Annotated in this window: 24 protein-coding genes, 3 tRNA genes and 2 rRNA genes (1 of these 29 only partly in view); 17 read left to right on the top strand and 12 right to left on the bottom strand. The window is 44.2% G+C overall.

Annotated elements, in window-relative coordinates; all coding sequences use genetic code 11:
• Nucleotides 1-6 precede the first annotated feature (6 nt).
• The 5 genes from L0P89_RS01895 to L0P89_RS01875 all read left to right on the top strand — a co-directional run bounded on the left by L0P89_RS01895 (nucleotide 7) and on the right by L0P89_RS01875 (nucleotide 5,020).
• Nucleotides 7-1,245 (top strand): PAS domain-containing sensor histidine kinase, encoded by a 1,239-nt coding sequence (locus L0P89_RS01895; RefSeq protein WP_235266714.1) that lies wholly within the window; start codon nucleotides 7-9, stop codon nucleotides 1,243-1,245.
• The gene (locus L0P89_RS01890) at nucleotides 1,242-2,294 is read left to right on the top strand and encodes a response regulator (protein ID WP_235266713.1); all 1,053 of its coding nucleotides are present in this window, start codon (nucleotides 1,242-1,244) and stop codon (nucleotides 2,292-2,294) included. The genes L0P89_RS01895 and L0P89_RS01890 overlap by 4 nt, the downstream gene beginning before the upstream one ends.
• A 97-nt stretch (nucleotides 2,295-2,391) precedes the next feature.
• Nucleotides 2,392-3,249: a universal stress protein gene (locus L0P89_RS01885; protein WP_235266712.1), complete on the top strand. Its 858-nt coding sequence runs from the start codon at nucleotides 2,392-2,394 to the stop codon at nucleotides 3,247-3,249.
• A gap of 162 nt (nucleotides 3,250-3,411) precedes the next feature.
• Complete coding sequence (locus L0P89_RS01880) at nucleotides 3,412-4,257, top strand: universal stress protein (RefSeq protein ID WP_235266711.1); 846 nt, start codon at nucleotides 3,412-3,414, stop codon at nucleotides 4,255-4,257.
• 100 nt (nucleotides 4,258-4,357) lie between these two features.
• Nucleotides 4,358-5,020: a hypothetical protein gene (locus L0P89_RS01875; RefSeq protein ID WP_235266710.1), complete on the top strand. Its 663-nt coding sequence runs from the start codon at nucleotides 4,358-4,360 to the stop codon at nucleotides 5,018-5,020.
• 98 nt (nucleotides 5,021-5,118) lie between these two features.
• On the opposite strand, the gene L0P89_RS01870 is transcribed toward L0P89_RS01875, so the two are convergent.
• A tRNA-Lys gene (locus tag L0P89_RS01870) sits at nucleotides 5,119-5,191 on the bottom strand.
• A gap of 101 nt (nucleotides 5,192-5,292) precedes the next feature.
• On the opposite strand from L0P89_RS01870, the gene L0P89_RS01865 reads away from it, so the two are divergent.
• Nucleotides 5,293-5,805, top strand: coding sequence for a shikimate kinase (locus L0P89_RS01865; protein WP_235266709.1), 513 nt, complete (start codon nucleotides 5,293-5,295; stop codon nucleotides 5,803-5,805).
• Here the strand turns inward: L0P89_RS01865 and L0P89_RS01860 are convergent.
• Nucleotides 5,797-6,294, bottom strand: a complete 498-nt coding sequence (locus L0P89_RS01860) for a phosphoribosyltransferase domain-containing protein (protein ID WP_235266708.1) — start codon at nucleotides 6,292-6,294, stop codon at nucleotides 5,797-5,799. The two genes, L0P89_RS01865 and L0P89_RS01860, sit on opposite strands and share 9 nt — an antisense overlap.
• Before the next feature lie 32 nt (nucleotides 6,295-6,326).
• Nucleotides 6,327-6,698, bottom strand: a complete 372-nt coding sequence (locus L0P89_RS01855; RefSeq protein ID WP_235266707.1) for an RNA-binding S4 domain-containing protein — start codon at nucleotides 6,696-6,698, stop codon at nucleotides 6,327-6,329.
• Between the two features lie 80 nt (nucleotides 6,699-6,778).
• Between L0P89_RS01855 and L0P89_RS01850 the strand changes: the two genes are divergently transcribed.
• Nucleotides 6,779-7,741: an FKBP-type peptidyl-prolyl cis-trans isomerase gene (locus L0P89_RS01850; protein ID WP_235266706.1), complete on the top strand. Its 963-nt coding sequence runs from the start codon at nucleotides 6,779-6,781 to the stop codon at nucleotides 7,739-7,741.
• 48 nt (nucleotides 7,742-7,789) lie between these two features.
• Here L0P89_RS01850 and L0P89_RS01845 read toward each other — a convergent pair whose 3' ends face one another.
• The 3 genes from L0P89_RS01845 to L0P89_RS01835 form a co-directional block, all read right to left on the bottom strand.
• A complete protein-coding gene (locus tag L0P89_RS01845) occupies nucleotides 7,790-8,377 on the bottom strand; it encodes a porin family protein (protein ID WP_235266705.1) in 588 nt (195 codons plus the stop codon).
• Nucleotides 8,378-8,466: 89 nt separating this feature from the next.
• Nucleotides 8,467-9,420, bottom strand: a complete 954-nt coding sequence (locus tag L0P89_RS01840) for a transketolase family protein (protein WP_235266704.1) — start codon at nucleotides 9,418-9,420, stop codon at nucleotides 8,467-8,469.
• Between the two features lie 15 nt (nucleotides 9,421-9,435).
• A complete protein-coding gene (locus tag L0P89_RS01835; protein ID WP_235266703.1) occupies nucleotides 9,436-10,281 on the bottom strand; it encodes a transketolase in 846 nt (281 codons plus the stop codon).
• A 156-nt stretch (nucleotides 10,282-10,437) separates the two neighbouring features.
• Between L0P89_RS01835 and tgt the strand changes: the two genes are divergently transcribed.
• From tgt to L0P89_RS01810, 5 genes are all read left to right on the top strand, one after another.
• Entirely contained in the window at nucleotides 10,438-11,568 is a 1,131-nt protein-coding gene (tgt, locus tag L0P89_RS01830; protein ID WP_235266702.1) for a tRNA guanosine(34) transglycosylase Tgt, read from the top strand.
• On the top strand, nucleotides 11,568-12,647 hold the full coding sequence (locus L0P89_RS01825) for an LptF/LptG family permease (RefSeq protein ID WP_235266701.1): 1,080 nt from the start codon (nucleotides 11,568-11,570) through the stop codon (nucleotides 12,645-12,647). Before tgt ends, L0P89_RS01825 begins: the two co-directional genes overlap by 1 nt.
• Before the next feature lie 91 nt (nucleotides 12,648-12,738).
• The gene (locus L0P89_RS01820) at nucleotides 12,739-13,692 is read left to right on the top strand and encodes an acetyl-CoA carboxylase carboxyltransferase subunit alpha (RefSeq protein WP_235266700.1); all 954 of its coding nucleotides are present in this window, start codon (nucleotides 12,739-12,741) and stop codon (nucleotides 13,690-13,692) included.
• Between the two features lie 167 nt (nucleotides 13,693-13,859).
• On the top strand, nucleotides 13,860-15,410 hold the full coding sequence (gene dnaB, locus L0P89_RS01815; protein WP_235266699.1) for a replicative DNA helicase: 1,551 nt from the start codon (nucleotides 13,860-13,862) through the stop codon (nucleotides 15,408-15,410).
• Between the two features lie 76 nt (nucleotides 15,411-15,486).
• On the top strand, nucleotides 15,487-16,686 hold the full coding sequence (locus tag L0P89_RS01810) for an asparagine synthetase B (RefSeq protein ID WP_235266698.1): 1,200 nt from the start codon (nucleotides 15,487-15,489) through the stop codon (nucleotides 16,684-16,686).
• On the opposite strand, the gene L0P89_RS01805 is transcribed toward L0P89_RS01810, so the two are convergent.
• Complete coding sequence (locus tag L0P89_RS01805) at nucleotides 16,683-17,474, bottom strand: HAD family hydrolase (RefSeq protein WP_235266697.1); 792 nt, start codon at nucleotides 17,472-17,474, stop codon at nucleotides 16,683-16,685. The genes L0P89_RS01810 and L0P89_RS01805 overlap by 4 nt on opposite strands.
• Nucleotides 17,475-17,576: 102 nt before the next feature.
• Here L0P89_RS01805 and L0P89_RS01800 point away from each other — a divergent pair, with 102 nt between their 5' ends.
• A complete protein-coding gene (locus L0P89_RS01800; protein ID WP_235266696.1) occupies nucleotides 17,577-17,999 on the top strand; it encodes a secondary thiamine-phosphate synthase enzyme YjbQ in 423 nt (140 codons plus the stop codon).
• A 23-nt stretch (nucleotides 18,000-18,022) separates the two neighbouring features.
• On the opposite strand, the gene L0P89_RS01795 is transcribed toward L0P89_RS01800, so the two are convergent.
• From L0P89_RS01795 to thrS, 5 genes are all read right to left on the bottom strand, one after another.
• Nucleotides 18,023-18,691, bottom strand: a complete 669-nt coding sequence (locus L0P89_RS01795; protein WP_235266695.1) for an SGNH/GDSL hydrolase family protein — start codon at nucleotides 18,689-18,691, stop codon at nucleotides 18,023-18,025.
• A 90-nt stretch (nucleotides 18,692-18,781) separates the two neighbouring features.
• On the bottom strand, nucleotides 18,782-19,126 hold the full coding sequence (rplT, locus tag L0P89_RS01790) for a 50S ribosomal protein L20 (protein ID WP_235266694.1): 345 nt from the start codon (nucleotides 19,124-19,126) through the stop codon (nucleotides 18,782-18,784).
• A gap of 126 nt (nucleotides 19,127-19,252) precedes the next feature.
• The gene (gene rpmI / locus L0P89_RS01785) at nucleotides 19,253-19,450 is read right to left on the bottom strand and encodes a 50S ribosomal protein L35 (protein WP_235266693.1); all 198 of its coding nucleotides are present in this window, start codon (nucleotides 19,448-19,450) and stop codon (nucleotides 19,253-19,255) included.
• Between the two features lie 52 nt (nucleotides 19,451-19,502).
• Nucleotides 19,503-20,060 (bottom strand): translation initiation factor IF-3, encoded by a 558-nt coding sequence (gene infC, locus L0P89_RS01780; protein ID WP_409557569.1) that lies wholly within the window; start codon nucleotides 20,058-20,060, stop codon nucleotides 19,503-19,505.
• A gap of 27 nt (nucleotides 20,061-20,087) precedes the next feature.
• Nucleotides 20,088-22,028, bottom strand: a complete 1,941-nt coding sequence (gene thrS / locus L0P89_RS01775; RefSeq protein ID WP_235266692.1) for a threonine--tRNA ligase — start codon at nucleotides 22,026-22,028, stop codon at nucleotides 20,088-20,090.
• Between the two features lie 364 nt (nucleotides 22,029-22,392).
• Between thrS and L0P89_RS01770 the strand changes: the two genes are divergently transcribed.
• From L0P89_RS01770 to L0P89_RS01755, 4 genes are all read left to right on the top strand, one after another.
• Nucleotides 22,393-23,916 (top strand): 16S ribosomal RNA (locus L0P89_RS01770).
• 109 nt (nucleotides 23,917-24,025) lie between these two features.
• Nucleotides 24,026-24,099 (top strand) — tRNA-Ile (locus tag L0P89_RS01765).
• A gap of 138 nt (nucleotides 24,100-24,237) precedes the next feature.
• Nucleotides 24,238-24,311: transfer RNA gene (locus tag L0P89_RS01760), tRNA-Ala, on the top strand.
• A 207-nt stretch (nucleotides 24,312-24,518) separates the two neighbouring features.
• Nucleotides 24,519-24,975 (top strand): 23S ribosomal RNA (locus L0P89_RS01755) (it continues 2,370 nt past the right edge of the window).
• Together the 16S and 23S rRNA genes with 2 tRNA genes alongside form the textbook arrangement of a ribosomal RNA operon.

Below are 24,975 nucleotides of genomic sequence, written 5' to 3'. Positions count from 1 at the left end.
GAGAATATGAAGGTTTTCGAAAAGGTCGGCGGTATTTTCAGATTACTTGCTGAGGCTGTTTCTGAAGGTATTTTAGTGGTCAACAGCAAAAGCCTAATAGTGGGCTGCAATGGTTCGGCCTATCAAATGTTCGGTTATGAAGAAGGAGAATTGCTCAACCGACCGTTAAATGTCTTGATACCCCATCGATTTCACCATTCACATGATGGGCACGTAAAGAAATTTTTGTTGGGTGGTGAGAAAAGACGTATGGGGGTCGGGTTGGATCTACACGGTATTCGTAAGAACGGGGACCAGTTTCCTTTAGAAGTGGGGCTAAACCCATTTGAGCTATCTGGCAACACCTATGTTATGGCCCTTATTCTTGATGTGACACACCGAAAAGAGCAAGAAACGCATATCAAAAAATTAAATACGGAATTAGAACAAAAAATCATACTGCGCACCCAAGAATTACAAGATAAGGTTTCTGAGCTCAAAGAAGAGGTCAAGAGAAGAAAAGAGGCAGAAGAAAGGGCCAATGAAGCGCTTCAAAGAGAAAAAGAACTGGGTGAACTGAAGACCAAGTTTCTGTCGATGGTATCGCACGAATTCAAAACGCCGCTCAGTGCCATACTTACTTCTACGGCCTTGCTCTCAAAATATACACAGACCGAGCAGCAAGAGAAACGCAACAAACACTTGAGCACGATAAAGGGCAAGGTCAAATATCTTGACAACATCTTGAGTGATTTTCTTTCAGTGGAAAAATTGGAATCAGGAAAGATCAAATATAATGTTCACGTTTTTCCTTTGAGCAAAGTGATCAATGAGGTGGTATATGGCTCTAATATGTTATTGAAAACCGGGCAAAAAATACTGTATCCGAATAACATCGACGAAATTGTTCTTGAATTTGATGAGAAGATATTGGAACTGGTATTGTCAAACCTCATCAATAACGCCATCAAATATTCTTCAGAAGACTCAACAATCGATTTACAAGTAGAAAAGCACAAAAAAGACATAACCATTAGGGTCATCGATGAGGGTATTGGTATACCTGAAGACGATCAGAAGTATATATTCGACCGTTACTATAGAGCTGCCAATGCTCTTTTGACGCAAGGTACTGGCATTGGGTTGAACATCGCCAAAGCCCATCTTGAAAACTTGGGGGGCAGTATTATCTTTACAAGTATCGTAAATGAGGGAACAACATTTGAGTTGAGGCTTCCTCTTAAAAGCTCTAAATTAGAAGTATGAAAAAAATACTCCTGATAGAGGATGATACGGCACTTAGGGATAACACGACAGAGCTACTGGAGATTTCTGGATATGAAATTGTTTCTGCACCTAACGGTAGAATTGGAATAGAAAAGGCTCGATCTTATCAGCCCGATCTCATTATTTGCGATATCATGATGCCAGAAATGGATGGGTACGGTGTGCTAAAAGAATTGTCGGGAGATTTGCAGACCAAACATATACCTTTCATCTTTTTGTCAGCGAAGACCGAACGCTCAGAAATAAGAAAGGGAATGGATATGGGCGCCGATGATTATCTCACCAAACCTTTTGAGGAAGAAGAGCTTATAAGCGCCGTTGAGAGTAGGCTGGCTAAGGCACAATTACTGACAGAAAAAGCAAGAAGTGGTTTTCATGATATTGAAACTGATGATCAAGAGATGCATTCCCTGCACCAATTGAAAAACTTCATTGATGATAATGGTATAGTGGAAAGGTTTGAGAAGGGGGCATTGATATTTGGTGAGAATGCCCATGCAAACCATGTTTATTTGATATCGAAAGGTGTGGTAAAATGCCATCGAATGGATGAAGAAGGGAAAGAACTGATCACTGGTCTCTACCATGCCGACAATTTTTTGGGCCTGACCTCTTTTTTTGAGAATGTCACCTATCAAGAAAGCGCCACGGCCGTTGAAAAAGTTGAAGTGGCAAAAATATCAAAGACCAATCTCAGACAGATACTTGAAAAAAACAGAGATGTTTCATTGGAATTGATGGAATTGCTATCATCGAACATCTCAGGCTATAAAGACAAATTGTTGCAAATGGCCTACGGCTCTGTCAGAAAAAAAACAGCTCGAACGTTATTACAGTTTGCCAAGATACTTGATAAAGGGCCCGATCAACCGATAAACATAGCTCGAAGTGATTTGGCCAGTGTTGCTGGCATAGCCACCGAAAGTCTCATTCGAACCCTTTCTACTTTTAAAAAGGAAGGCCTCATAGAAATCGGTGGAAGAAACATTAAGATTGTGGATTTAAGTGCCCTCAAATCGGTCATTTGACTGGCCTTTTGTCTAGTTCAAAACCCTCCTAAACTGACAATTGTCATTTTTTCAAGCTCGACACACACCTAGATTTGTAAGGTAAGTGAATAGCAGAATGAAAAACATCCTGATTCCAACAGATTTTTCTGAAGATGCTTGGAAAGCGATTCAATATGCCCAATTGTTGTTTAAAGGGCAAGATTGCAACTTTTTTTGCTTACATGTCAGCGAAAGAATCGATTACCCAATTGTTGCCGTTGACACCAAAAACACAAATGGAACTTTCACGACCACTGATACTGGAACAACTTCCTCAAAAAAACAACTGAATGATTTTTTGAAGAGGGCCGAAAACCTTGCTGCAGATGAGCAACACCATTTTTTTGCCATCAATGATTACGGGTTCTTCACCGACGCAATCAAAAAACAGGCAAAAGAGAAGAAAATTGATTTGATTGTAATGGGCACCAAAGGTGCCACGGGGCTAAGAAAGAGGATCATAGGCAGCAATACGGGCGATGTCATCACCAAAGTGCCCTATAATACACTGGTCATTCCGAAAGAAACAAATCTCAAAAAACCCGAAGAGATTGCTTTTCCGACCGATTATAACATTTTCTATCCCCATAGAATATTGGAAGCTCTTTCAGGAATGATGCATTTAAGTGATGACAGTAATTTCAGGGTCATGCATGTAACAAAATTGCAGGGCATTCTTACACAAGAGCAGAAAAGGAACCAAGAGTATCTTAGTGATTTTCTTGATGAAACTTTTCCGGGCAGGCACAGTTCCCATATGCTGACCAATAAGAGCGTAAATGCCGCTATACAGTGTTTTGTGGAGAGTAGAGACATTGATATGATCATCATGGTGGCCAAAAACCTCAATTTTTTGCAGCAGATGCTGTTCGATCCACTGGTCGAGAAAATCAGCTTTCATACCAATGTGCCTTTTTTCGTGATTCATGAATAAAGACTTTTGCTGACCGCTTTTCAGATTGACCAATATCATAGTTTGAAAAATTGTACCACCATAACTTTAAGAGATGATTGATTATGTCATGATGTTCAACGGCGAAGTGCCCCAGCCTATCCTCAGGGGTAGTTCTGACCGATTAAAACAAAAAAACAAAAGATGAAAACGGTCTTGATTCCCACCGACTTTTCTGAAAACGCACGTCATGCCATAGACTTTGCCGAGAAGCTATATTGGTGCGAGCGTACCCATTTTTGTTTGCTGCATGCCTATGCCGATGAGGTATATGGTGAATTCAAGAATGTAGATCAAAATGAATTCGATCGGCAAAAAGAGAAGGTTTCAGAGAGGGTGAAAGCACAACTTTCGGCTCTTGCCGATGATGTTACCGAGATACCGCCCAACCCAAAGCACACTTTTGAGAAAATCAGTGCATTTGAATCTTTGGTCGATGCGGTGAACGATGTGGCCAAACAAAAGAACGTTGATTTGGTCGTTATGGGCACTCGGGGAAAAAATCAAGAAGCAAAGATCACTTTTGGGAGTCATACGGTTCAGGTGTTCAAATATGTCAATTGCCCGGTGTTGGCTATACCTATGGAATTTGTTTATCGGCAACCCAAAAAAATATTGTTTCCGACTGACTATATGCTGCCCTTCAAGAGGAGGGAAATAAAATTGTTGGCCGATGTGGCCCGTAATTTTAAATCAGAGATCCACTGCCTTCATATTTCCGATTTTGACGATTTGAGCCATAGACAATTAGACAACAAACGGTTTTTAAAAGATACCTGTGCCAATTGCTATATATCGTTCGAAAGAACAGAGGTAAGAAACAAAACGGAAGCTATCATGACCTACATCAAAGAACACGACATTGATCTTTTGGTCATGGTGAACTCGAGGCACTCTTTTTTTGAAGATATGTTGTACCGTTCAACGGTTGATGAAATTGGCCTTACGGCCAAGATTCCTTTTTTGGTCATGCAGAACCTGGTCAGGTAATGCAGGTGATCGGCATATATTTCATTAAGAAATGGTAAACAACTAGTTATTTTTTGTAACAGAAAAAGAAGAATATCTAAATTGAACATAAATCAAGAACATGAAAAATCTTTTTTTCCTCATAGCCCTTGTATTTGTTTTGGGTGGATGTTCATCAACCAGTTTGGTGAGTAACTGGAAAAATCCAGACATTGTCATTTTTGACGCAAGTAAGGTACTCATTGTTGGTATGACTTCAGATATCCAGACACGAGAATTGTTCGAAAACCAAATGAAAAAGAAGTTTGATGACCATGGCATAGAGTCATTCCGCAGCATTGATTTGTTCGATGTGGAATTCACTGCCTCAAGACAGTCTGAAGAACAGCTCTCAGAGGTTGAACAGCAGTTATTGGACAAAGATTTTGATGCCATACTGTTCACTAAGATCGTAGGCTCTAAAAACAGAAAGATGTTCAAGAAAAAGCTGGGAAACCTCGGAGACCGATATGGCAATTTCAGTGACGATTACCTTGATCATCAAGATATCTATTATGAGACTGGTTATTATGACAACTTCACCGTGTATCACGCCGAGACTTCGTTGTACTGTATCTGCGTGGGTAAAGAACGCGAGCTTATTTGGCGCGGGGTCATTGACATTACCGATCCGAAGAATATCAGAAAAACGGTTAAAGACTATATCAGATTGGTGATTTTTGCATTACAAGAACAAGATATCCTTTTTAGGAAAACACTGATTGAAGAACAGGCCGAGTTGTAAGTCTTTGAATATAAAAATTGCCGACCTTAAAGACAAAACCAATCACCTATACCATAAAAAAACCCTGACGGAAACGTCAGGGCTGTTTCGTAGCTGAGTGACCTGACTGGGGCTCGAACCCAGGACCCTCTCCTTAAAAGGGAGATGCTCTACCAACTGAGCTATCAGGTCAAAACGCCGTTTGCGGGTGCAAATATAACACCAATTATCTATTCCACAAGTTGAAATAATGATAAATTTGCGATTCTAAAAAACAGGGAACAAGACACTCGATGAAGATAGTTTTAATAGGATATATGGGCAGTGGAAAATCAACTGTTGGCAACCTTCTCGCCAAGAAAATGAACCTCGCATTTCTAGATTTGGACCAAGCTATTGAAGAGCAAGAAAAAATCCCGGTTCCCCAAATATTTGAACAACACGGCGAAATATATTTTAGAAAAAAAGAAACCGAGGCACTCAAAAGACTTTTGGCCGAGAAAGAAGACATGGTACTTGCCGCCGGTGGGGGCACGCCTTGCTATGGCCACAATATGGATAATATTGAAAAGAGTACGGCCAAATCGATCTATTTAAAACTATCAATTCAAGCCTTGGTCGAACGTATACGCCATGAAAAGGCTGAAAGACCTCTGGTAAGCTCTTTGGCCGATGAAGATTTTCCTGAATTTATAGGTAAGCATCTCTTTGAGAGAACACCTTTCTATGAGCGGGCCGATGAAGTTGTTTTCTGTGATGGCAAAACCCCCGAAGAAATTGTTGATGAAATACTATCGTCACTCTAAGTATACAGCATCGTTTTTGGTCTTGAAGACCACCTTTACGTGCTCGTTCAATGAGGTCGATAGCGAAATGCCTTTAAAATCAGCTTTCACCGGAAATCTTTTGTGGTTTCGGTTTACCAGAACAGCGGTCTTTAATTGTTTTAGGGGGGTCTTCAAAAAATGGTGTACCCCATAGATCAGCGTTGCACCAGAATTCAAGACATCATCGACCAATACGATTGACTTATTTTTATAGTCACTTTCACTAAGCGAGGTCATGACACCACTTTTTAATGGATTGTCTTTGTTCATACTGACCTCACAAAGCGTAATTTTTGATTGGGTGATGTCTTCGAGTATGGCCGAAATCTTTTTGGCAAAGCTCATTCCGCCTCCCTTTATACCGGCGACCACGATTTCTTTTTCATCGACATTGCTTTCATGGATTTGGTAGGCAATACGTCGAATCTTATGTTGTATTTTTTCGTGCGAGAGAATGCGGTCTGCCATGACGATAGTTTATGTAAAAATAAGCAAACAGATTATTCCGTTTCGTCTAAATACCCTTCAATATCGCGGCGATCTTTTTTGGTAGGTCTACCAGTACCCTTTTTTCGGTAGTGCTCTTTGGCATGTTTCAACAGTTCTTTGTGGGCAAAGGCTTCTTTTGGGGTGGTATCTTTGCGATAGATATCGACCAATTTGGCACCGACCCTACTATTGGGCAGGTCTAAAACCGTAAGCTGATAATCGATTTGATTTTTTCTAAGCATTATGGTATCGGTGGCAAATACCTCACGGGAAGGCTTTGCGACCAATCCATTCACCTTTACATGGCCCTTTTTACAAGCTTGGGTGGCTATGTTTCGCGTTTTGTAATATCGCACACACCAAAGGTATTTATCTATGCGCATATAGGTTGCAAATCTTTGTTAAGGTCATGACCAAAAATAGTGGAAAATTGTATCTTGCGCGACTATACGATAAAAGTTGTATGATACGAAGATCGATATTTATAATAGTGCTTACCATGGTGCTATTTTCATGCGGAAATGATGATGGCAATGACTTCGAGGTGGTACCACCACGGCTTTTGAGCGAAGTGGCAGCCGAAGATGATGCAGAAATCAAGGAATTCTTGGCGAGCCATTTCTATAATTACGAAGAGTTTCAAAGTCCACCTGCCGATTTTGACTTTAAGATTCGTATTGATACCATAGCGGGCGAGAATGCCGATAAGACACCGTTAAGTGAAATGCCAGAGCTCATGTCTGCAGTGGTAACCGTTTCTTCAAATCAGTTCAATCTTGCTGAGGAAGAAACCGATGTTCCGCACACATACTATTATTTGTCGGCGAGAGAAGGTGAAGGATTGTCGCCAACAGTAGCAGATTCAACGCTTTTTAGATATGAGGGCATGTTGTTGAATGGCAATAAATTTGATGCATCGCCCACCTATACGTGGCAACAGCTTCCCTTTCTGGTAAGAGGTTTTGCCAATGGCGTCTCGAATTTTAAATCTGGAACGGAAAGTGGTTTGGTAGTCAACCCCGATGGAACATCTTTTTATACCGATAGTGGTATTGGTTTGATTATTATGCCTTCTGGGCTTGGATATTTTCTAGGAGCTGGCCCCTCCGGTTCCATACCCAATTATTCAAATTTGATTTTTACCGTTGATGTCGGCCATTTGATCGTTGACACAGATGATGATGGTGATGGAATACCATCTATTATGGAAGATCTTAATGGTAATGGATATCTTTTTGATGACAATACGGATGCAGAATCAGAAGCCAATGCAAATGTCAGGCCCACGGCAGACTTTCAGGATCCAGATGATGATGATGATGGTATCTTGACCCGTGACGAGATTGAAATCGATGAAATGGGGAATATCACCTTTCCCGATTCCGATAATGATGGCATCCCTGATTATCGAGATAGTGATAGTTAAGTAAAAAAGCCCCGACATTGTCGGGGCTTTTTTACTATGTTGAAAAATCTAAAGTTTTAACGATAGGCTCAGAATCAACTGATCAGGGCGTGTATCGACCCTGTCACCATTCAAATTGGTGATATTGGTGTCGATGAAGTTGACCTCGTTCTCTGTAAAACCACGCTCATAGCGCAGGTCAACCCCAAACTTACCTAGATTTAAACCAGCTCCGAGATTTAAGCCAACGGTGAAATCGTTTTCAACATCATCGAATTTGACATCGTCGAATTTTGTGCTGAGGATGTACTGAAAAGAGGGGCCTATAAACGCATGCAATGGGCCAATGATTTTGGCTCCGACCAACACGGGCAGATCCAATTTGTTGATCTTTAGATCACCCTCGTTGTAGTCTGAAGAGGTACTCGTATAGACCAATTCGGGTCGTACATAGATACGATTGCCCAGTTTACCGTAAACCCCGACGTGGAAACCGGCATTTCTATCAGGATTTTCAAAGGCCTGTTCTGCAGAATTGAAGTAGTCTCCGTTGCCGTTATAGTTTAACCCGGCCTTGATTCCGAAGCCAGGGCCTGCCTGTGCAAATGTGGCTATGCCCATAAGGGCCATGACCACCGTTAGAAGTGTTTTTTTCATATTGTGCTCGTTTTTGTTCGTGTTGAAAAGCATCAAAGACGATACCAAACTCGATAATCGAGAAAAAGGCCAGTCCCTGAATTTTAATGTCATTTTCTTTTCAACACCTTCAAAACGGCTTTCTCAATGGCTTTATTGTTCAGGCCATATTTTTCCATCAGTTGTTCGGGGGTGCCACTTTCCCCAAAAGTATCTTGAGTGGCCACAAATTCTTGGGGGGCAGGAAAGTGTTCAGCCAATGTTCGGGCCACACTCTCGCCCAAACCGCCCAAAAAGTTGTGTTCTTCGGCTGTGACCACACAGCCTGTTTTTTTGACGGACTTCAAAATGGCTTCCTCATCTAAAGGCTTGATGGTGTGAATGTTGATGACCTCAACCGAGACACCCTGATTTTCGAGACTTTCAGCTGCCCTAAGGGCTTCCCAAACCAAATGCCCCGTAGCAATGAGCGTAACATCACTTCCTTCATTGAGCGTAATGGCCCTACCTATCTCAAACGTTTGGTCTTCAGGGGTAAAGTTTGCCACCTTGGGTCTTCCAAATCTCAGATATACAGGGCCTTTGTGTTCAGCTATGGCAATGGTGGCCGCTTTGGTCTGGTTAAAGTCACAGGGATTGATGACGGTCATGCCCGGCAGCATTTTCATCAAGCCGATATCTTCTAAAATTTGGTGTGTGGCACCATCTTCACCAAGGGTCAGCCCGGCGTGCGAGGCACATATTTTCACATTTTTGCCCGAATAGGCTATGGATTGGCGTATTTGGTCATAGACCCTGCCCGTGGCAAAATTGGCGAAAGTGCAGGCAAATGGAATTTTGCCCCCGACGGTCAAACCGGCAGCGATGCCCATCATATTGGCCTCGGCGATGCCCACCTGAAAGAATCGCTCTGGATTGTCTTCGATAAACTGTTCTAACTTCAATGAGCCCACCAAATCGGCACAAAGGGCCACAACTTTTTCATTGGTCTTACCGAGTGCTGTTATGCCTGCACCAAAACCACTTCGCGTATCTTTTTTTCCTTGATCTATATACTTTTTCATCTGTAGAACTTCTTTTTAATAATCACCCAAAGTTTCTGGATTCTGTGACAAGGCGGTCTGTAATTGTTCATCATTGGGCGCCTTGCCGTGCCATGCATGGGTATACATCATAAAATCAACGCCATTGCCCATAACGGTGTTCATGACAATGCAGACTGGCTTGCCTTTGCCCGTACGATTTTTGGCTGCTCTCAAAGTGGTTATCACCTTTTCTAAATCATTGCCATCATCCAATTCGAGTACATCCCATCCAAAAACCCTGAATTTTTCACCAACATCGCCTAGATATAGCACCTCTTCGGTGGGGCCGTCGATCTGCTGTCCGTTGCGGTCGATGGTAGCGACCAGATTATCGACCTTTTTGGCCGCGGCAAACATAATGGCTTCCCAGTTTTGGCCTTCCTGTAGTTCACCATCACCATGTAAACTGAAAACCAGATGATCGTCATTGTTCAATTTTTTGGCCAAAGCTGCACCAATGGCCACAGACATGCCCTGACCCAAAGAACCTGACGCCACCCGAACTCCCGGTAGTCCTTCATGGGTGGTCGGATGCCCCTGTAAGCGCGAATCGATAAGGCGAAAGGTGTTCAGTTCATCGATTGAAAAGTAGCCCCGTCTGGCCAAAACACTGTAAAATACCGGTGAGATATGGCCATTTGAGAGAAAAAAGACATCTTCTCCTGAGCCGTCCATATCAAAACCCTCCTTGAGATTCATGATTTCATTGTAAAGGGCCACGAAAAATTCAGTACAGCCCAAAGAACCTCCCGGGTGGCCTGAGTTCACTTTGTGCACCATCCTCAGAATATCTCGCCGTACCTGTACCACAAGACGTTCCAATGTTTCAATATTTGCCATTGATTCTATTTTTTGATTCGCCAAAAGTAACGGCATTGGGTGCCATAAACAAATCAATGTGAATTAACTTATCAAGGTCTTTTCGACAATAACTTTATTTTTTTGTTAAGGGATTGCTGCACCCAAGATGGCTATATTTGCGTTCAAATTTGAGGCTTGGAATTCAACCTAACAAAGACGGATACCGATACCAAGGCAAGGGCGGGAACGATAACGACCGACCACGGTACCATAGAGACCCCTATTTTCATGCCCGTGGGCACAGTGGCTTCTGTCAAGGGGGTGCACCAGCGCGAACTGCGCAATGACATTGACCCCGATATTATTTTAGGAAACACCTACCACCTATACTTGCGCCCAGGAATCGATATTCTTGAGAAAGCTGGCGGCCTGCATAAGTTTATGGGTTGGGAACGGAACATTTTGACCGATAGTGGTGGTTACCAAGTATATTCGTTGTCAGATAACAGGAAAATCAAAGAGGAAGGGGTTAAATTCAAATCGCACATTGATGGCTCGCTCCATTTTTTTACTCCTGAAAATGTGATGGAAATTCAACGTAGTATAGGTGCCGATATCATCATGGCTTTTGATGAGTGTACACCATATCCGTGTGATTATGACTATGCCAAGCGTTCGATGCACCTTACCCATCGTTGGTTGGATAGGTGCTTGGAACATCTTGAAAAACTACCGCTCAAATATGGATATTCACAGGCTTTTTTCCCTATAGTACAGGGGTCGACCTATAAAGATTTGCGTATTCAATCAGCTGAATACGTGGCTTCCGTTGGGGCAGAGGGCAATGCCATTGGTGGCCTTTCGGTCGGCGAGCCCGCCGAAGAGATGTACGAGATGGCAGAGGTAGTCTGTGACATCCTCCCCAAAAATAAACCCCGCTATCTGATGGGTGTGGGTACCCCTGTGAACATTTTAGAGAACATTGCCTTGGGGGTCGATATGTTTGATTGTGTGATGCCTACCCGTAATGCACGAAATGGAATGCTTTTTACGTCTGAGGGAACCATTAACATCAAGAACAAAAAATGGGAAGACGATTTTTCACCCATTGATGAAATGGGCATCACATTTGTCGATACCGAATATAGTAAGGCCTACTTGCGGCATTTGTTCGCGGCCAACGAGTATCTGGGCAAGCAGATAGCCACCATTCATAACCTCGGTTTTTACCGTTGGTTGGTGAAGACTGCCAGAGAGCGTATTTTAGCGGGTGATTTTACGGAGTGGAAAAAAACCATGGTCGCCAAAATGAACAACAGATTGTAATGCTTACCATTCTTGACAAGTACATATTGAGGCGTTATCTCTGGACATTCATCGGAATGCTCTTGCTTTTTGTGCCCATAGGCATTATGGCCAATCTGGCAGAAAAAATTGGAAAAATAATCGATAACGAAGCACCGCTCAACGAGGTCATTATCTTCTATGCCAATTTTACCTTGGTCATTGGCAATTTACTGTTTCCGATTTTCTTGTTCCTGTCCATCATTTTTTTCACATCGAAATTGGCCAGTAATACAGAAATTGTGGCCATTCTGAGTTCTGGGGTATCGTATTGGCGGTTCTTGCGACCCTATTTTATCGGGGCGACCATCGTGGCCATCTTGATTTTCTTTATGGGAATGTTCATCGTGCCCCACGCCAGCATCAACTATAATGAATTTCAGTACAAATATTTCAAGAAGGGAAAGACCGATCGGGTGACCAATAACATTTTCAACCAGCTCAATGAAAATGACTTCATCTACGTGAGCCGATTTGACCCTTCACGTGATATAGGCTATAATTTCACCTTTGAACATTTTAAGGGCGATACGTTAGACTATAAGATCTCGGCCTCCAATATACGATGGGTCGAGAAAGACAGTATATATCGCTTGACGTCGTATGCCAAGAGAAAGATTCGCGATGGTAGGGAAATCATTCAAACAAAAAGAAGGCTTGATACGCTCTTCACTTTCGATATCGATGATTTGACACCGGTATCATATGTCGCAGATACCAAAAACCTGTTCGAGTTGAACGAATTTATCAAAGAGCAGCGGCGCAAGGGTTCTTCCAATATCAATACCTATATACTTGTGAAATATAAACGCTGGGCCTTGCCCATTGCCGCTTTTGTATTGACCATTATAGCTGTTGCCGTATCATCGGTAAAGCGAAGAGGGGGTATGGGGGTCAACCTCGCATTTGGCATTGGGGTGGCCTTTATCTACATCTTTTTTGACAAGGTTTTTGGTACTTTGGCCGAGCAATCGGGGTTTTCACCGTTGTTGGCGGTAATCATACCCAATGTGCTGTTTGGCGCTTTGGGCATTTATCTTCTTCAGAAAGCCAAGCGATAGTGCGGTTCATGAGGTAATATCAGAATATGGGCAAACGATTTTACCTAAAGTTTTATATTTGTGCACTACATAAACAAATGCCGTTGATGTTATGGAATATTTAGATTTTGAGCTTCCCATCAAAGAATTGGAAGAACAGCTCGAAAAATGCAAGGTGATTGGTGAAGAGAGTGAGGTCGATGTCACGGAAACCTGCCAACAGATCGAAAAAAAACTGGCCGAGACGCGAAAGAGTATTTATAAAAACTTGACAGCATGGCAACGGGTACAATTATCCAGACATCCCAACAGGCCATATACAATGGATTATGTCAATGCCATTTGTGGCGATACTTTTCTAGAACTACATGGTGATAGAACCGTTAGGGATGATAAGGCCATGATCGGTGGTCTGGGCAAAATCGGTGACCAAAGCTATATGTTCATCGGTCAACAAAAAGGGTACAATACCAAGACCCGTCAATATCGAAATTTCGGTATGGCGAATCCTGAAGGATACCGAAAGGCACTTCGGTTGATGAGAATGGCTGAAAAGTTCAACGTGCCCGTGGTGAGTTTTGTCGATACGCCAGGGGCTTATCCAGGTATTGAGGCCGAAGAACGTGGGCAGGGCGAGGCCATCGCCCGCAATATTTTGGAGATGACCCGTTTAAAAGTGCCCATTATTGTCGTTATCATTGGCGAAGGTGCCTCGGGAGGGGCCTTGGGCATAGGTGTCGGCGATAAGGTATTGATGTTGGAAAATACTTGGTACTCGGTTATTTCGCCCGAATCATGCTCTTCTATCCTTTGGAGGAGCTGGGAGTACAAAGAGCAAGCGGCCGATGCATTGAAATTGACGGCCACCGACATGAAAAAGTTGAAGCTCATCGATGAAATTGTTCGCGAACCTGCCGGAGGTGCCCATAGCAACCGCGAAAAGGCCTTCGAGATCGTCAAGGACAAAATTTCAAGTCACTTTGAAGAACTCAAAAAGTTATCACCAAAAGATTTGGTGAAAACTCGCATGGACAAGTATGCCGATATGGGGGTCTTCAACGGCTAACCCTTGATTTTTCGTTTCGATTGATTTTTTTTAAAATCAAAACATATCGATTTTTACATTGTTAACACAATTTAAGAGTTATCAACATTACTTTTGTTGAAGACCTGTTGACATCACAACCTTTGCATTCAAAGTTAAGTAAAGGTTAATTCCATACTTTCGCATTCATGGACAAGCCTAGCCCAATCATCGGACGCAAAGTCGATAAATCGACGATAATTAGCCTTGAGCGAGGAAAAATTCCACCTCAAGCTGTTGATTTAGAGGAAGTTGTGTTGGGGGCTATGATGATTGACAAAAAGGGTGTCGATGAAGTCATCGATATTTTGCATTCTGATGTCTTTTACAAAGATGCCCATAAGTTTATCTACGAAGCCATCTTCAAATTGTTCGAATCTTCTGAGCCGGTAGACTTATTAACCGTTTCTTCGCAATTAAAGAAAGATGGTCATCTTGAGGCAGTTGGAGGTGATTTTTACCTCATTAAACTCACACAAAAAGTGGCATCTTCGGCCCATATTGAGTTCCATGCAAGAATCATCTTGCAAAAGTACATTCAACGATCGTTGATCAAAATTTCAAATGAGATCATCGAAGAGGCCTATGAAGATTCAACCGATGTTTTTGATTTGCTCGACAATGCAGAAGCAAAACTGTACGAGGTAACACAAGGTAACCTGAAACGTTCGGCAGAAACGGCGCAGAACTTGGTCATTCAGGCCAAGAAAAAGATTGAAGAAATCGCCAATAAGGAAGGTCTGAGCGGTATTCCATCAGGTTTTGATAAAATCGACAAATTGACATCGGGCTGGCAGCCCAGCGATTTGGTCATCATTGCGGCAAGACCCGGTATGGGTAAAACGGCATTGGTGCTCTCAATGGCACGCAACATTGCCGTGAACGCAGAAGTGCCCGTAGCCTTCTTTTCGTTGGAAATGTCGTCGGTACAGTTGATTACCCGCCTTATTTCTTCAGAGACAGGGCTTTCATCAGAAAAACTCCGTACCGGACGATTGGAAAAGCATGAGTGGGAGCAATTGAACGTTAAGGTAAAGGCACTTGAAAAAGCACCACTGTTCATCGATGATACGCCATCATTGTCCATTTTCGACCTGCGGGCAAAAGCACGACGACTGGCTTCCCAACATAAGATCAAGCTGATCGTCATCGACTATCTACAGTTGATGACTTCTGGGGCAAGCCAGAAAGGAGGCAATCGTGAACAAGAGATTTCGACCATTTCGAGAAACCTAAAAGCATTGGCCAAAGAGCTTAACGTGCCCGTAATAGCACTGTCACAGCTTTCAAGGGCCGTAGAAACCCGTGGTGGCAGCAAAAGACCCATTCTTTCCGATCTTCGTGAGTCAGGTGCGATTGAGCAAGATGCCGATATTGTGTCGTTCATCTATCGCCCCGAATACTATAAAATCGATGAATGGGACGATGAAGAGCGTACCCCAACACAAGGTCAGGCAGAGTTTATTGTGGCCAAGCACCGTAATGGCGGATTGGATAATATTAGGTTAAAGTTCATTGGAGCCTTGGGTAAATTCGATAACTTAGATGACTTTGACTCACCATTCGAGTTCCAATCCAAGATGAATGCCGATGAAGAAAATCCATTTGTCACAAAAAGTTTCCCCTCTGCCGATGAGGCTTTTGACAATGGTCCGGAAGCCAGTGATGATTTTGAAGAAGACAACGACATTCCCTTCTGATTTTCTCGATTCTAAGGCGAAGACCGTCCTATCTTTAGTCTTATGTCTCATCTCTTATGCCGGTCTATCCGCATCGATGATTCTCGTTCCCATGGATGCCGAGAGCCAAAAAAACCATTTGAAAGCTTATGGTATCACCTACTGGGTCTTGACCAAGCAGCAAAAAGTGCAATGGTTGTTGAACTATCGTGGCGGCTCGTTTTTGTTACCAGATGGAGAAGTTATCCGCAAAGAATGTCAAATTCGGGGCGTTTCGTACGAAATACTTTCAGATGCCCAGGCAGAAGCCATTTTAGATGAAATCAGTAGTCCCTCCCAAAACCAAGATGCCGTTATTCTCGAAAAAGCACCCAAGATTGCCGTTTACTCACCGAAAGACAACCAGCCTTGGGACGATGCTGTGACCATGGTGCTCACCTATGCCGAAATACCCTATGTAACGCTCTATGATGAGGAGGTAATGGATGATAAATTGGCACTCTACGACTGGCTGCATCTGCATCATGAAGATTTTACAGGCCAATTTGGAAAATTCTACGGCATGTATCGCGCTGCCCCTTGGTATATCGAAGGCAAACGACTGGCAGAAGAGAGGGCCACAAAACTGGGTTTTAGCAAGGTGTCTGAACAAAAAGGGGCCGTTGCCCAAAAAATCAGGAATTATGTGATCGGTGGAGGCTTCATGTTTGCCATGTGCTCAGCGACCGATACATTCGATATAGCACTGGCCGCCAATGGAGTTGATATCTGTGAGCCCATGTTCGATGGTGACCCCTCAGAGCCCAATTATCAGGGCAAGCTCGATTTCAACAAAACATTTGCCTTTACAGAGTTTGTATTGGAGAGGAGTCCGTTGCGTTACGAGTTTTCGACCATAGACATGACTGCCAAAAGACAGATACCCAAAGAATCGGATTATTTCTCGCTGATGGAGTTTTCTGCCAAATGGGATCCCGTGCCTACCATGTTGACCCAAAACCATACCATGTTGGTCAAAGGCTTTATGGGTCAAACGACCTCATTCACTAGAAATCAGGTGAAACCTACGGTCATGATATTGGGCGAAAGCAAACTGAATGGCGAGGCACGCTACATACACGGCATCAAGGGTAAGGGATTTTTCACTTTCTACGGCGGTCATGATCCCGAAGATTACCAGCATCGGGTAGGAGACCCCAAAACCGAATTGGAACTGCACCCTACCTCACCGGGCTATCGGCTGATTTTGAACAATGTATTGTTTCCTGCCGCCAGAAAGAAAAAACAGAAAACTTAAGTCAGCTTTTCCAACACTTTTTCAACCCCCAATTCATCATTGCTCAACGTCTCGTATTGTGCCACCTTTTTTACATTTGGGTGTGCATTGGCCATGGCAAAACTAAAATCTGAAAGCTGCAACATCTCAATATCATTGTTGTAGTCACCGAAAATCAATACTTCGTTCGATCGAACATTGTAGCGCTCCATTACTTTTTTCAACGCATAACCTTTATGGGCCTTAAGACTGGAAACATCGACCCAATTCTCGCCTGACACCTTTACTTTTAGGTAATCTTCTAAGTGTTTTACGGCAGGATAGATGTATTTTTCTGAATCGACAAAATGATAGACCGCGATCTTCATCGTCTCTTCGGTATAAGATTTTAAATCGTCAATGATCTCAAACTCGGTATAGTACTCCCGCAACATTTTTTCAAATTTGGGCGAACTGTCAGAAATATAGGCAGCGTATTTGCCGCATAGTACCGGGTAATTGTCCCCGATCTGCTCCAAAATACTTAGAACATTATTTCTTGTATCAATAGGTAGTGGGGTTGAGACAATCTCCTCACCGTTATCGATGGCAAAGCCACCATTTTCTGCAATGACGATGATATCATCTTTTATGGGCTGTAGCTTGTCGACTATACTGTTATATTGCCTTCCGCTGGCGGCCACAAATTGAATGTTTTTTTTTCGCAGTCTTTCAAATAGTGAGAAGAACTGCCCGCTTACCTCGTGATTTGAGTTTAATAGCGTGCCGTCCATATCGGTGACGACCATTTTGATTTGTGACAGGTCCATAAAACAAAATAAGGGGCAAAGGTAAGGGTATATATAAGATTCATGTAATCTTTCCATTAAATTTGGATCTAAATATTTTTTAACCAAAAAAAGTAATACCTGATGCAATTCCATCAAGCGGAAATAAGGCTCAAGCCCTATTCAAGGGGGTTTCATTTGATTACAGATGAAATTTTGGATGCCATTCCTGAAATCAAAAAAATCAATAAGGGAATGCTACAGGTCTTCATCATGCATACCTCGGCCAGTTTGACCATCAATGAGAATGCAGATCCTACGGTGCGAATCGATTTCGAAAGCCATATGAATGTTTTGGTACCTGAAAATGCGCCCTATTTTGTACATACCTATGAAGGGCCCGATGATATGCCCGCCCACATTAAAGCGTCATTGATGGGTACCTCTGTTCAGATACCTATTACCAACGGCGGGTTAAATCTCGGTATTTGGCAAGGTATTTACCTGTGTGAGCACCGTAACCACGCATCAGGTAGAAGATTGGTCATCACTGCCTTTGGCAATTGATCATTTCAAGAGAAAAAATTCCCTTAATTTTTCTTTCGTAGTTTTTTTGAAATTTTCTTGGCCCAGCTTTGGTACATTTTTTTTGAGGGATGCAAACTGTCGGAAGCGATTAAACTTGGGTTTACCCCCATGTTCCTTGACAGGGGAGTGATATCGATGACCAGTATATTTTTTTTGGCACTCATTTCTGTAATCAACGCATTATATCGACCGACCTCTTCACTAATTTTATCACGATTTCGAAAACCGGCAAAGGGTGTGACCCCCCAATCGGGAATGGTCAATATGAAAACCTGTTCGGCATTGCCATTGGCCAATTGAATACTTTTTTGCAATAGCTGTTCAAATTCTTCCTCAAACCTGGTGATGGGCAAGCCACGGTATTGGTTGTTCACGCCAATAAGCAGTGCTACTTGGTCATATGATGGATCGAGTTGAGCGGTATCGAGGGCCTTTAATAGGTCGGTGGTCGTCCAACCGGCTTTGGCCAAAATATGGGGCTCGTCAAATTGTTGCTTCTTTTTGTTCATGAGTGCCCGCAATAGTTTGGGCCAACTGTTTTTTGGCAGCTCGCCCGTAGCAGCGGTATAACTATCTCCCATGGCCAAAAACGAAAGAGATTCATTTTGTGCATATGAACAAAGGTTCAAACACAATAGCAGCAATAGGGTCAAAAAAGAACTCTTCAACATTTAGATTGGATTATGGTCAGGTTAAAATACAAAAATCCCGCTGCTATCAGCGGGATTTTCAGTAAGCGGGGTAAAGTTTATGTAAAATCGTTATTTCACTTTTTCTACGATGGCCTTGAACGTTTCTGGGTGATTCATGGCCAAATCGGCAAGAACCTTTCGGTTGAGCTCGATACCGTTGGCTTTCACCTTGCCCATAAACTGAGAGTAAGACATACCGTGTTGACGGGCGCCCGCATTGATACGGGTAATCCAAAGGGCCCTAAAGTTTCTTTTTTTGTTTCTTCTGTCGCGGTAAGCGTACAACATCGCTTTTTCAACCGCATTTTTGGCTACTGTCCAGACATTTTTACGTCTCCCGAAATAACCTTTGGCTTGCTTCAGCACTTTTTTTCTACGTGCTCTTGAAGCTACTGAATTTACTGATCTTGGCATTTTGTTTCACTTTTTTGTAGCAGGCGGGCGATAATCGCCACTTGATAGTTCACTCAAACGCTATATTAGGTCTTGTGAATGTGCCCGACTCCATGGTTACTAATTAATGAATAAACCTTTGAACAATTATTTTAAACGCAATTGCTCTCTAATGTTGGCCTCATCTGCTTTGTGTACCAAAGTAGAATGGGTCAACCGAAGTTTACGCTTTTTCGATTTCTTGGTCAAGATGTGACTCTTAAAAGCGTGCTTCCTTTTGATTTTACCGGTACCGGTCAGCTTGAAACGCTTCTTGGCACTGGATTTTGTTTTCATTTTAGGCATTTCCTAAATATTTAATTAACTCCGCTTATATTTTAATCGAGCGATCAGCTCTTTATTTTTTTGTTGTCTTCGGTGCGATGAACATGGTCATTCGCTTACCTTCCAACTTCGGCATTTGTTCTACTTTGCCGAACTCTTCCAGCTCTTGTGCCAACCTCAAGAGTAAAATTTCACCTTGATCTTTATAGACGATAGATCGGCCTTTAAAAAAAACATAGGCCTTCAATTTGGCACCGTCTTTCAAGAACTTCTCGGCATGCCGCTTCTTGAACTCATAATCATGGTCATCGGTCTGCGGGCCGAAGCGTATTTCTTTGACCACTACTTTACTGGCCTTGGCCTTCATGGCTTTTTCACGCTTCTTCTGCTCGTAGAGAAACTTTTTGTAATCCATGATCTTACAGACCGGTGGATCGGCCTTAGGTGAAATCTCTACCAAATCAAGTTCAAGTTCCTCTGCTTTTTGCAAAGCTTGCTGAATCGGGTAAATGCCCATTTCAACATTGTCGCCCACCAATCGCACTTTCGGGGCGGTTATTTTTTCATTGATATTATGGGGATTCTTGTTCTCCCTTCTAGGTTGGGGCCTAAATCTTCTTCGTATTGCTATGACTGATCTTTTTTAATTAAACAATTTCTAGAACGACTTTAAGGTACTATTTATTTCTGTAGATACCAAGTCTGAAAAATCGCTTGTGCCAATGCTTCCAAGGTCTTCACCCCCGTGTCTTCTGACCGATATCGTGTTGGCTTTTTCTTCATTTTCGCCAACAACGATCATAAAGGGTATTTTTTTCAACTCGGCTTCACGAATTTTTTTCCCAACGGTTTCGTTCCGCTTATCAATGAGCGCGCGAATTTCGTGATTTTCTAGGGAATTCAAAACTTTTTCAGCATATTTTTCATGTTTCTCGCTGACTGGCAATACAATAGCCTGTACAGGAATCAGCCATAGCGGAAAGTTACCCCCTGTATGTTCGAGCAAAAGCGCAACAAAACGTTCCATACTTCCGAATGGGGCTCGGTGGATCATTACCGGACGGTGCAGCTCGTTATCACTGCCTTTATAGGTCAGATCAAAACGTTCGGGCAAGTTGTAATCAACCTGTATGGTGCCCAATTGCCATTGGCGCCCCAAGGCGTCCTTTATCATGAAGTCAAGCTTAGGTCCATAAAAAGCGGCTTCACCACTTTCTACAACATAGTCGAGGCCCTTTTCATCGGCAGCATCGATAATGGCCTTTTCAGCTCTTTCCCAATTCTCTACGGCGCCGATATATTTTTCTGGTTTGTCGAGATCACGAACGGAAACTTGGGCCGTAAAGTCTTCAAATCCTAAAGAGCCCAGCACGTACAATGATAGGTCGATGACATTTTTGAACTCTTGGTTCAACTGATCTGGGGTGCAGAAAATATGGGCATCATCTTGGGTAAAGCCCCGTACCCTGGTAAGACCATGTAGTTCACCACTTTGTTCATATCGATAAACAGTGCCGAACTCTGCATAGCGTATGGGTAAATCTTTGTAGCTGAACGGGCTGCTGTTATAGATTTCACAGTGATGGGGGCAATTCATGGGTTTGAGCAAGAACTCTTCGTCTTCTTTTGGGGTGTGTATGGGCTGAAAACTGTCTTCCCCATACTTTTCATAATGCCCAGAGGTGACATACAGTTCTTTTTGCCCAATATGGGGGGTCACTACCATTTCATAGCCCGCTTTCTTCTGTGCTTTTTTGAGAAAATCTTCGAGTCGTTCCCTCAAAGCCGCTCCTTTCGGCAACCATAATGGAAGCCCTTGACCGACTTTTTGGGAGAAAGTGAACAGTTCCAGTTCCTTTCCTAATTTTCTGTGGTCACGTTTTTTGGCTTCCTCCAACAGTTCAAGATACTCGGTCAACTCTTTTTGTTTTGGGAATGATATGCCGTATACCCTGGTCAGCTGCTTGTTGTTCTCATCACCACGCCAATACGCCCCTGCAACATTCAAGATTTTGATGGCCTTGATAAACCCTGTGTTGGGTATATGACCACCACGGCACAGGTCGGTAAAAGTGCTGTGGTCGCAAAATGTGATATCACCATCTTCAAGGTTTTCGATGAGTTCTACCTTATATTCATTGTTTTGACCTTGGTAATAATCGAGTGCATCTTTCTTTGAAACCTCGCGCATCATGAAGTCATGTTTGCCGCGTGCAATCTCTAGCGCTCTTTTTTCAATTTGTGGAAAGTCTTTTTCAGATATGGTATGCGCTCCAAAATCAACATCATAGTAGAACCCGTTTTCAATGGCGGGACCTATGGTCAACTTGATGCCTGGATAGAGCTCTTCCAAAGCCTGTGCCACCACATGGGAGGTTGAATGCCAAAAAGCTTTTTTCCCTTTGTCGTCATTCCATGTATATAATGTCAATTTGCCATTTTCGGTCAACGGGGTACTTGTCTCAATGGTTTCATCATTGAAAGAGGCTGAAATCACATTTCGCGCCAAGCCTTCGCTAATACTTTGGGCCACTTCAATGGCAGTGGTTCCATCAGCAACTTTTTTGACCGCACCATCGGGCAAAGTAATGTCTATCATATCATGATTCTTTAACAAGGGGCAAAGATACGATCTTGTAATGATGCTTACAATACAGAATTGGGCATTTATGAATAGGGTTCTATACAGAATTGAAAAGTTAAAATGTTGATTTTCAGCGTATAATTTTTTTTTCATTTTTTTTGATGAAATAGTTTTGTTGGGTGGAAAAAAGCTTTCTATATTTGCACCCGCTTTGCCGTCATGGCAAGGTGTTTCCCTCGGGATCTTTGTGTTTTTCCGGGGGCATGTTTTTGTAAAGAAGTTCATGTACATATTGGGAATACAGACAGCGTAAAGAAAGAGAAGGAACCATTTTGATCGCCGGGTGCTCGGTCGTTTTAGGGGTCTATTTAAAGACAACACGATGAAGAGTTTGATCCTGGCTCAGGATGAACGCTAGCGGCAGGCCTAACACATGCAAGTCGAACGGTAACATTGGTTGCTTGCGACCAGATGACGAGTGGCGCACGGGTGCGGAACGCGTATCGAACCTGCCCCTGTCAGGGGAATAGCCCATGGAAACGTGGATTAATGCCCCATGGCGACCCGTTGCCGCATGGCAACGGGTCTAAAGATTTATCGGACGGGGATGGCGATGCGTGCCATTAGCTTGCCGGTGGGGTAACGGCCCACCGGGGCGACGATGGCTAGGGGCCCTGAGAGGGGGATCCCCCACACTGGTACTGAGACACGGACCAGACTCCTACGGGAGGCAGCAGTGAGGAATATTGGACAATGGCCGGAAGGTTGATCCAGCCATGCCGCGTGCGGGATGACGGCCCTACGGGTTGTAAACCGCTTTTATACGGGAAGAAACCTCCCCACGTGTGGGGATCTGACGGTACCGTAAGAATAAGGACCGGCTAACTCCGTGCCAGCAGCCGCGGTAATACGGAGGGTCCGAGCGTTATCCGGAATCATTGGGTTTAAAGGGTCCGTAGGCGGGCCTATAAGTCAGGGGTGAAAGGCCACGGCTCAACCGTGGGACTGCCCTTGATACTGTAGGTCTTGAGTCATGGTGGGGTTGCCGGAACATGTGGTGTAGCGGTGAAATGCATAGATATCACATAGAACACCGATCGCGAAGGCAGGTGGCCAACCATGTACTGACGCTGATGGACGAAAGCGTGGGTAGCGAACGGGATTAGATACCCCGGTAGTCCACGCCGTAAACGATGGACACTAGCTGTGGGGACTTTGGTCTCCGTGGCCAAGCGAAAGTGATAAGTGTCCCACCTGGGGAGTACGTTCGCAAGAATGAAACTCAAAGGAATTGACGGGGGCCCGCACAAGCGGTGGAGCATGTGGTTTAATTCGATGATACGCGAGGAACCTTACCAGGGCTTAAATGCATTGTGACAGGGGCAGAGACGCCCTTTTCTTCGGACACATTGCAAGGTGCTGCATGGTTGTCGTCAGCTCGTGCCGTGAGGTGTCAGGTTAAGTCCTATAACGAGCGCAACCCCTTCCGTTAGTTGCCAGCATGTAAAGATGGGGACTCTAACGGGACTGCCGGTGCAAACCGCGAGGAAGGTGGGGATGACGTCAAATCATCACGGCCCTTACGTCCTGGGCCACACACGTGCTACAATGGCCGGTACAGGGGGATGCCACCCCGCGAGGGGGCGCGGATCTCCAAAACCGGTCACAGTTCGGATCGGGGCCTGCAACTCGGCCCCGTGAAGCTGGAATCGCTAGTAATCGCGCATCAGCCATGGCGCGGTGAATACGTTCCCGGGCCTTGTACACACCGCCCGTCAAGCCATGGAAGCCGGGAGTGCCTGAAGTCCGTCGCCGCGAGGAGCGGCCTAGGGCAAGACCGGTAACTAGGGCTAAGTCGTAACAAGGTAGCCGTACCGGAAGGTGCGGCTGGAACACCTCCTTTCTAGAGAGACGCCCCATTGGGGCCGTCGCCCGCGGTCGGGTCCTTTTCGGGCTTTCCGCTGTCTTCCCTTATGTGCCATTGATATATCGGTGCCATGTACCGTTGCTCCAGTCTCATAGCTCAGCTGGTTAGAGCGCTACACTGATAATGTAGAGGTCGGCAGTTCGAGTCTGCCTGAGACTACGAAGTAGGTGGGGCCAGGGGCCGTGGTCCTTTAGGTTCTTAAAAAGTACTGTACGGGAAATTCTGGGAGTTGGGAAGGCCCCATTTTTTTTGGAATTTGGGATTTCATTCATTTTGGAATTCCCGTTTTGAAAAAACGGGGGATTAGCTCAGCTGGCTAGAGCGCTTGATTTGCATTCAAGAGGTCACCGGTTCGACTCCGGTATTCTCCACAGGGCCCGGGCGCGGGGGAATGTCCTTGGGACATTTTTTGCGCGGGGGGCCGGACGGCGCGTTGTCGCCGTCGAAAGGTTCATTGACATATTGGGACGAAGCGTGGCGGTATTGCCGCCATAGCGGAGTCGAAGAAGAAACACGTAGTAGTAGAAACAATTTTATTGAAGGATTACGAGAGGGCCCTTCCCCTTTTATGGGGGGGGCGACAAGCAAGAGAAGGGCGTATGGGGGATGCCTAGGCTCCCAGAGGCGACGAAGGACGTGATAAGCTGCGAAAAGCCGCGGGGATCGGCACATACGATATGATCCGCGGATTTCCGAATGGGGCAACCCGGCAGGCTGAAGGCCTGTCATGCCGTAAGGCAGGCGAACCCGCCGAACTGAAACATCTAAGTAGGCGGAGGAGGAGAAAACAAGAGTGATTCCGTGAGTAGCGGCGAGCGAAAGCGGAACAGCCCAAACCAGTGCTGTCTCGGCAGTGCTGGGGTTGTAGGACCGCGATGTTCTTCGCGCGATGAACCGGAACCGGTTGGAAAGCCGGGCCACAGCGGGTGACAGCCCCGTACGGGCAAAGAGCGTCGGAGATAGCGGTATCCTGAGTAGCGCGGGGCACGTGGAACCCTGTGTGAAACTGGCGGGACCATCCGCCAAGGCTAAATA

Origin of the sequence: Muricauda sp. SCSIO 65647, assembly GCF_021534965.1 — a bacterium.
Taxonomy (GTDB): domain Bacteria; phylum Bacteroidota; class Bacteroidia; order Flavobacteriales; family Flavobacteriaceae; genus Flagellimonas_A.
The sequence above is the reverse complement of the archived record's forward strand: the minus strand, read 5'-3'. Positions and strand labels throughout refer to the sequence as shown.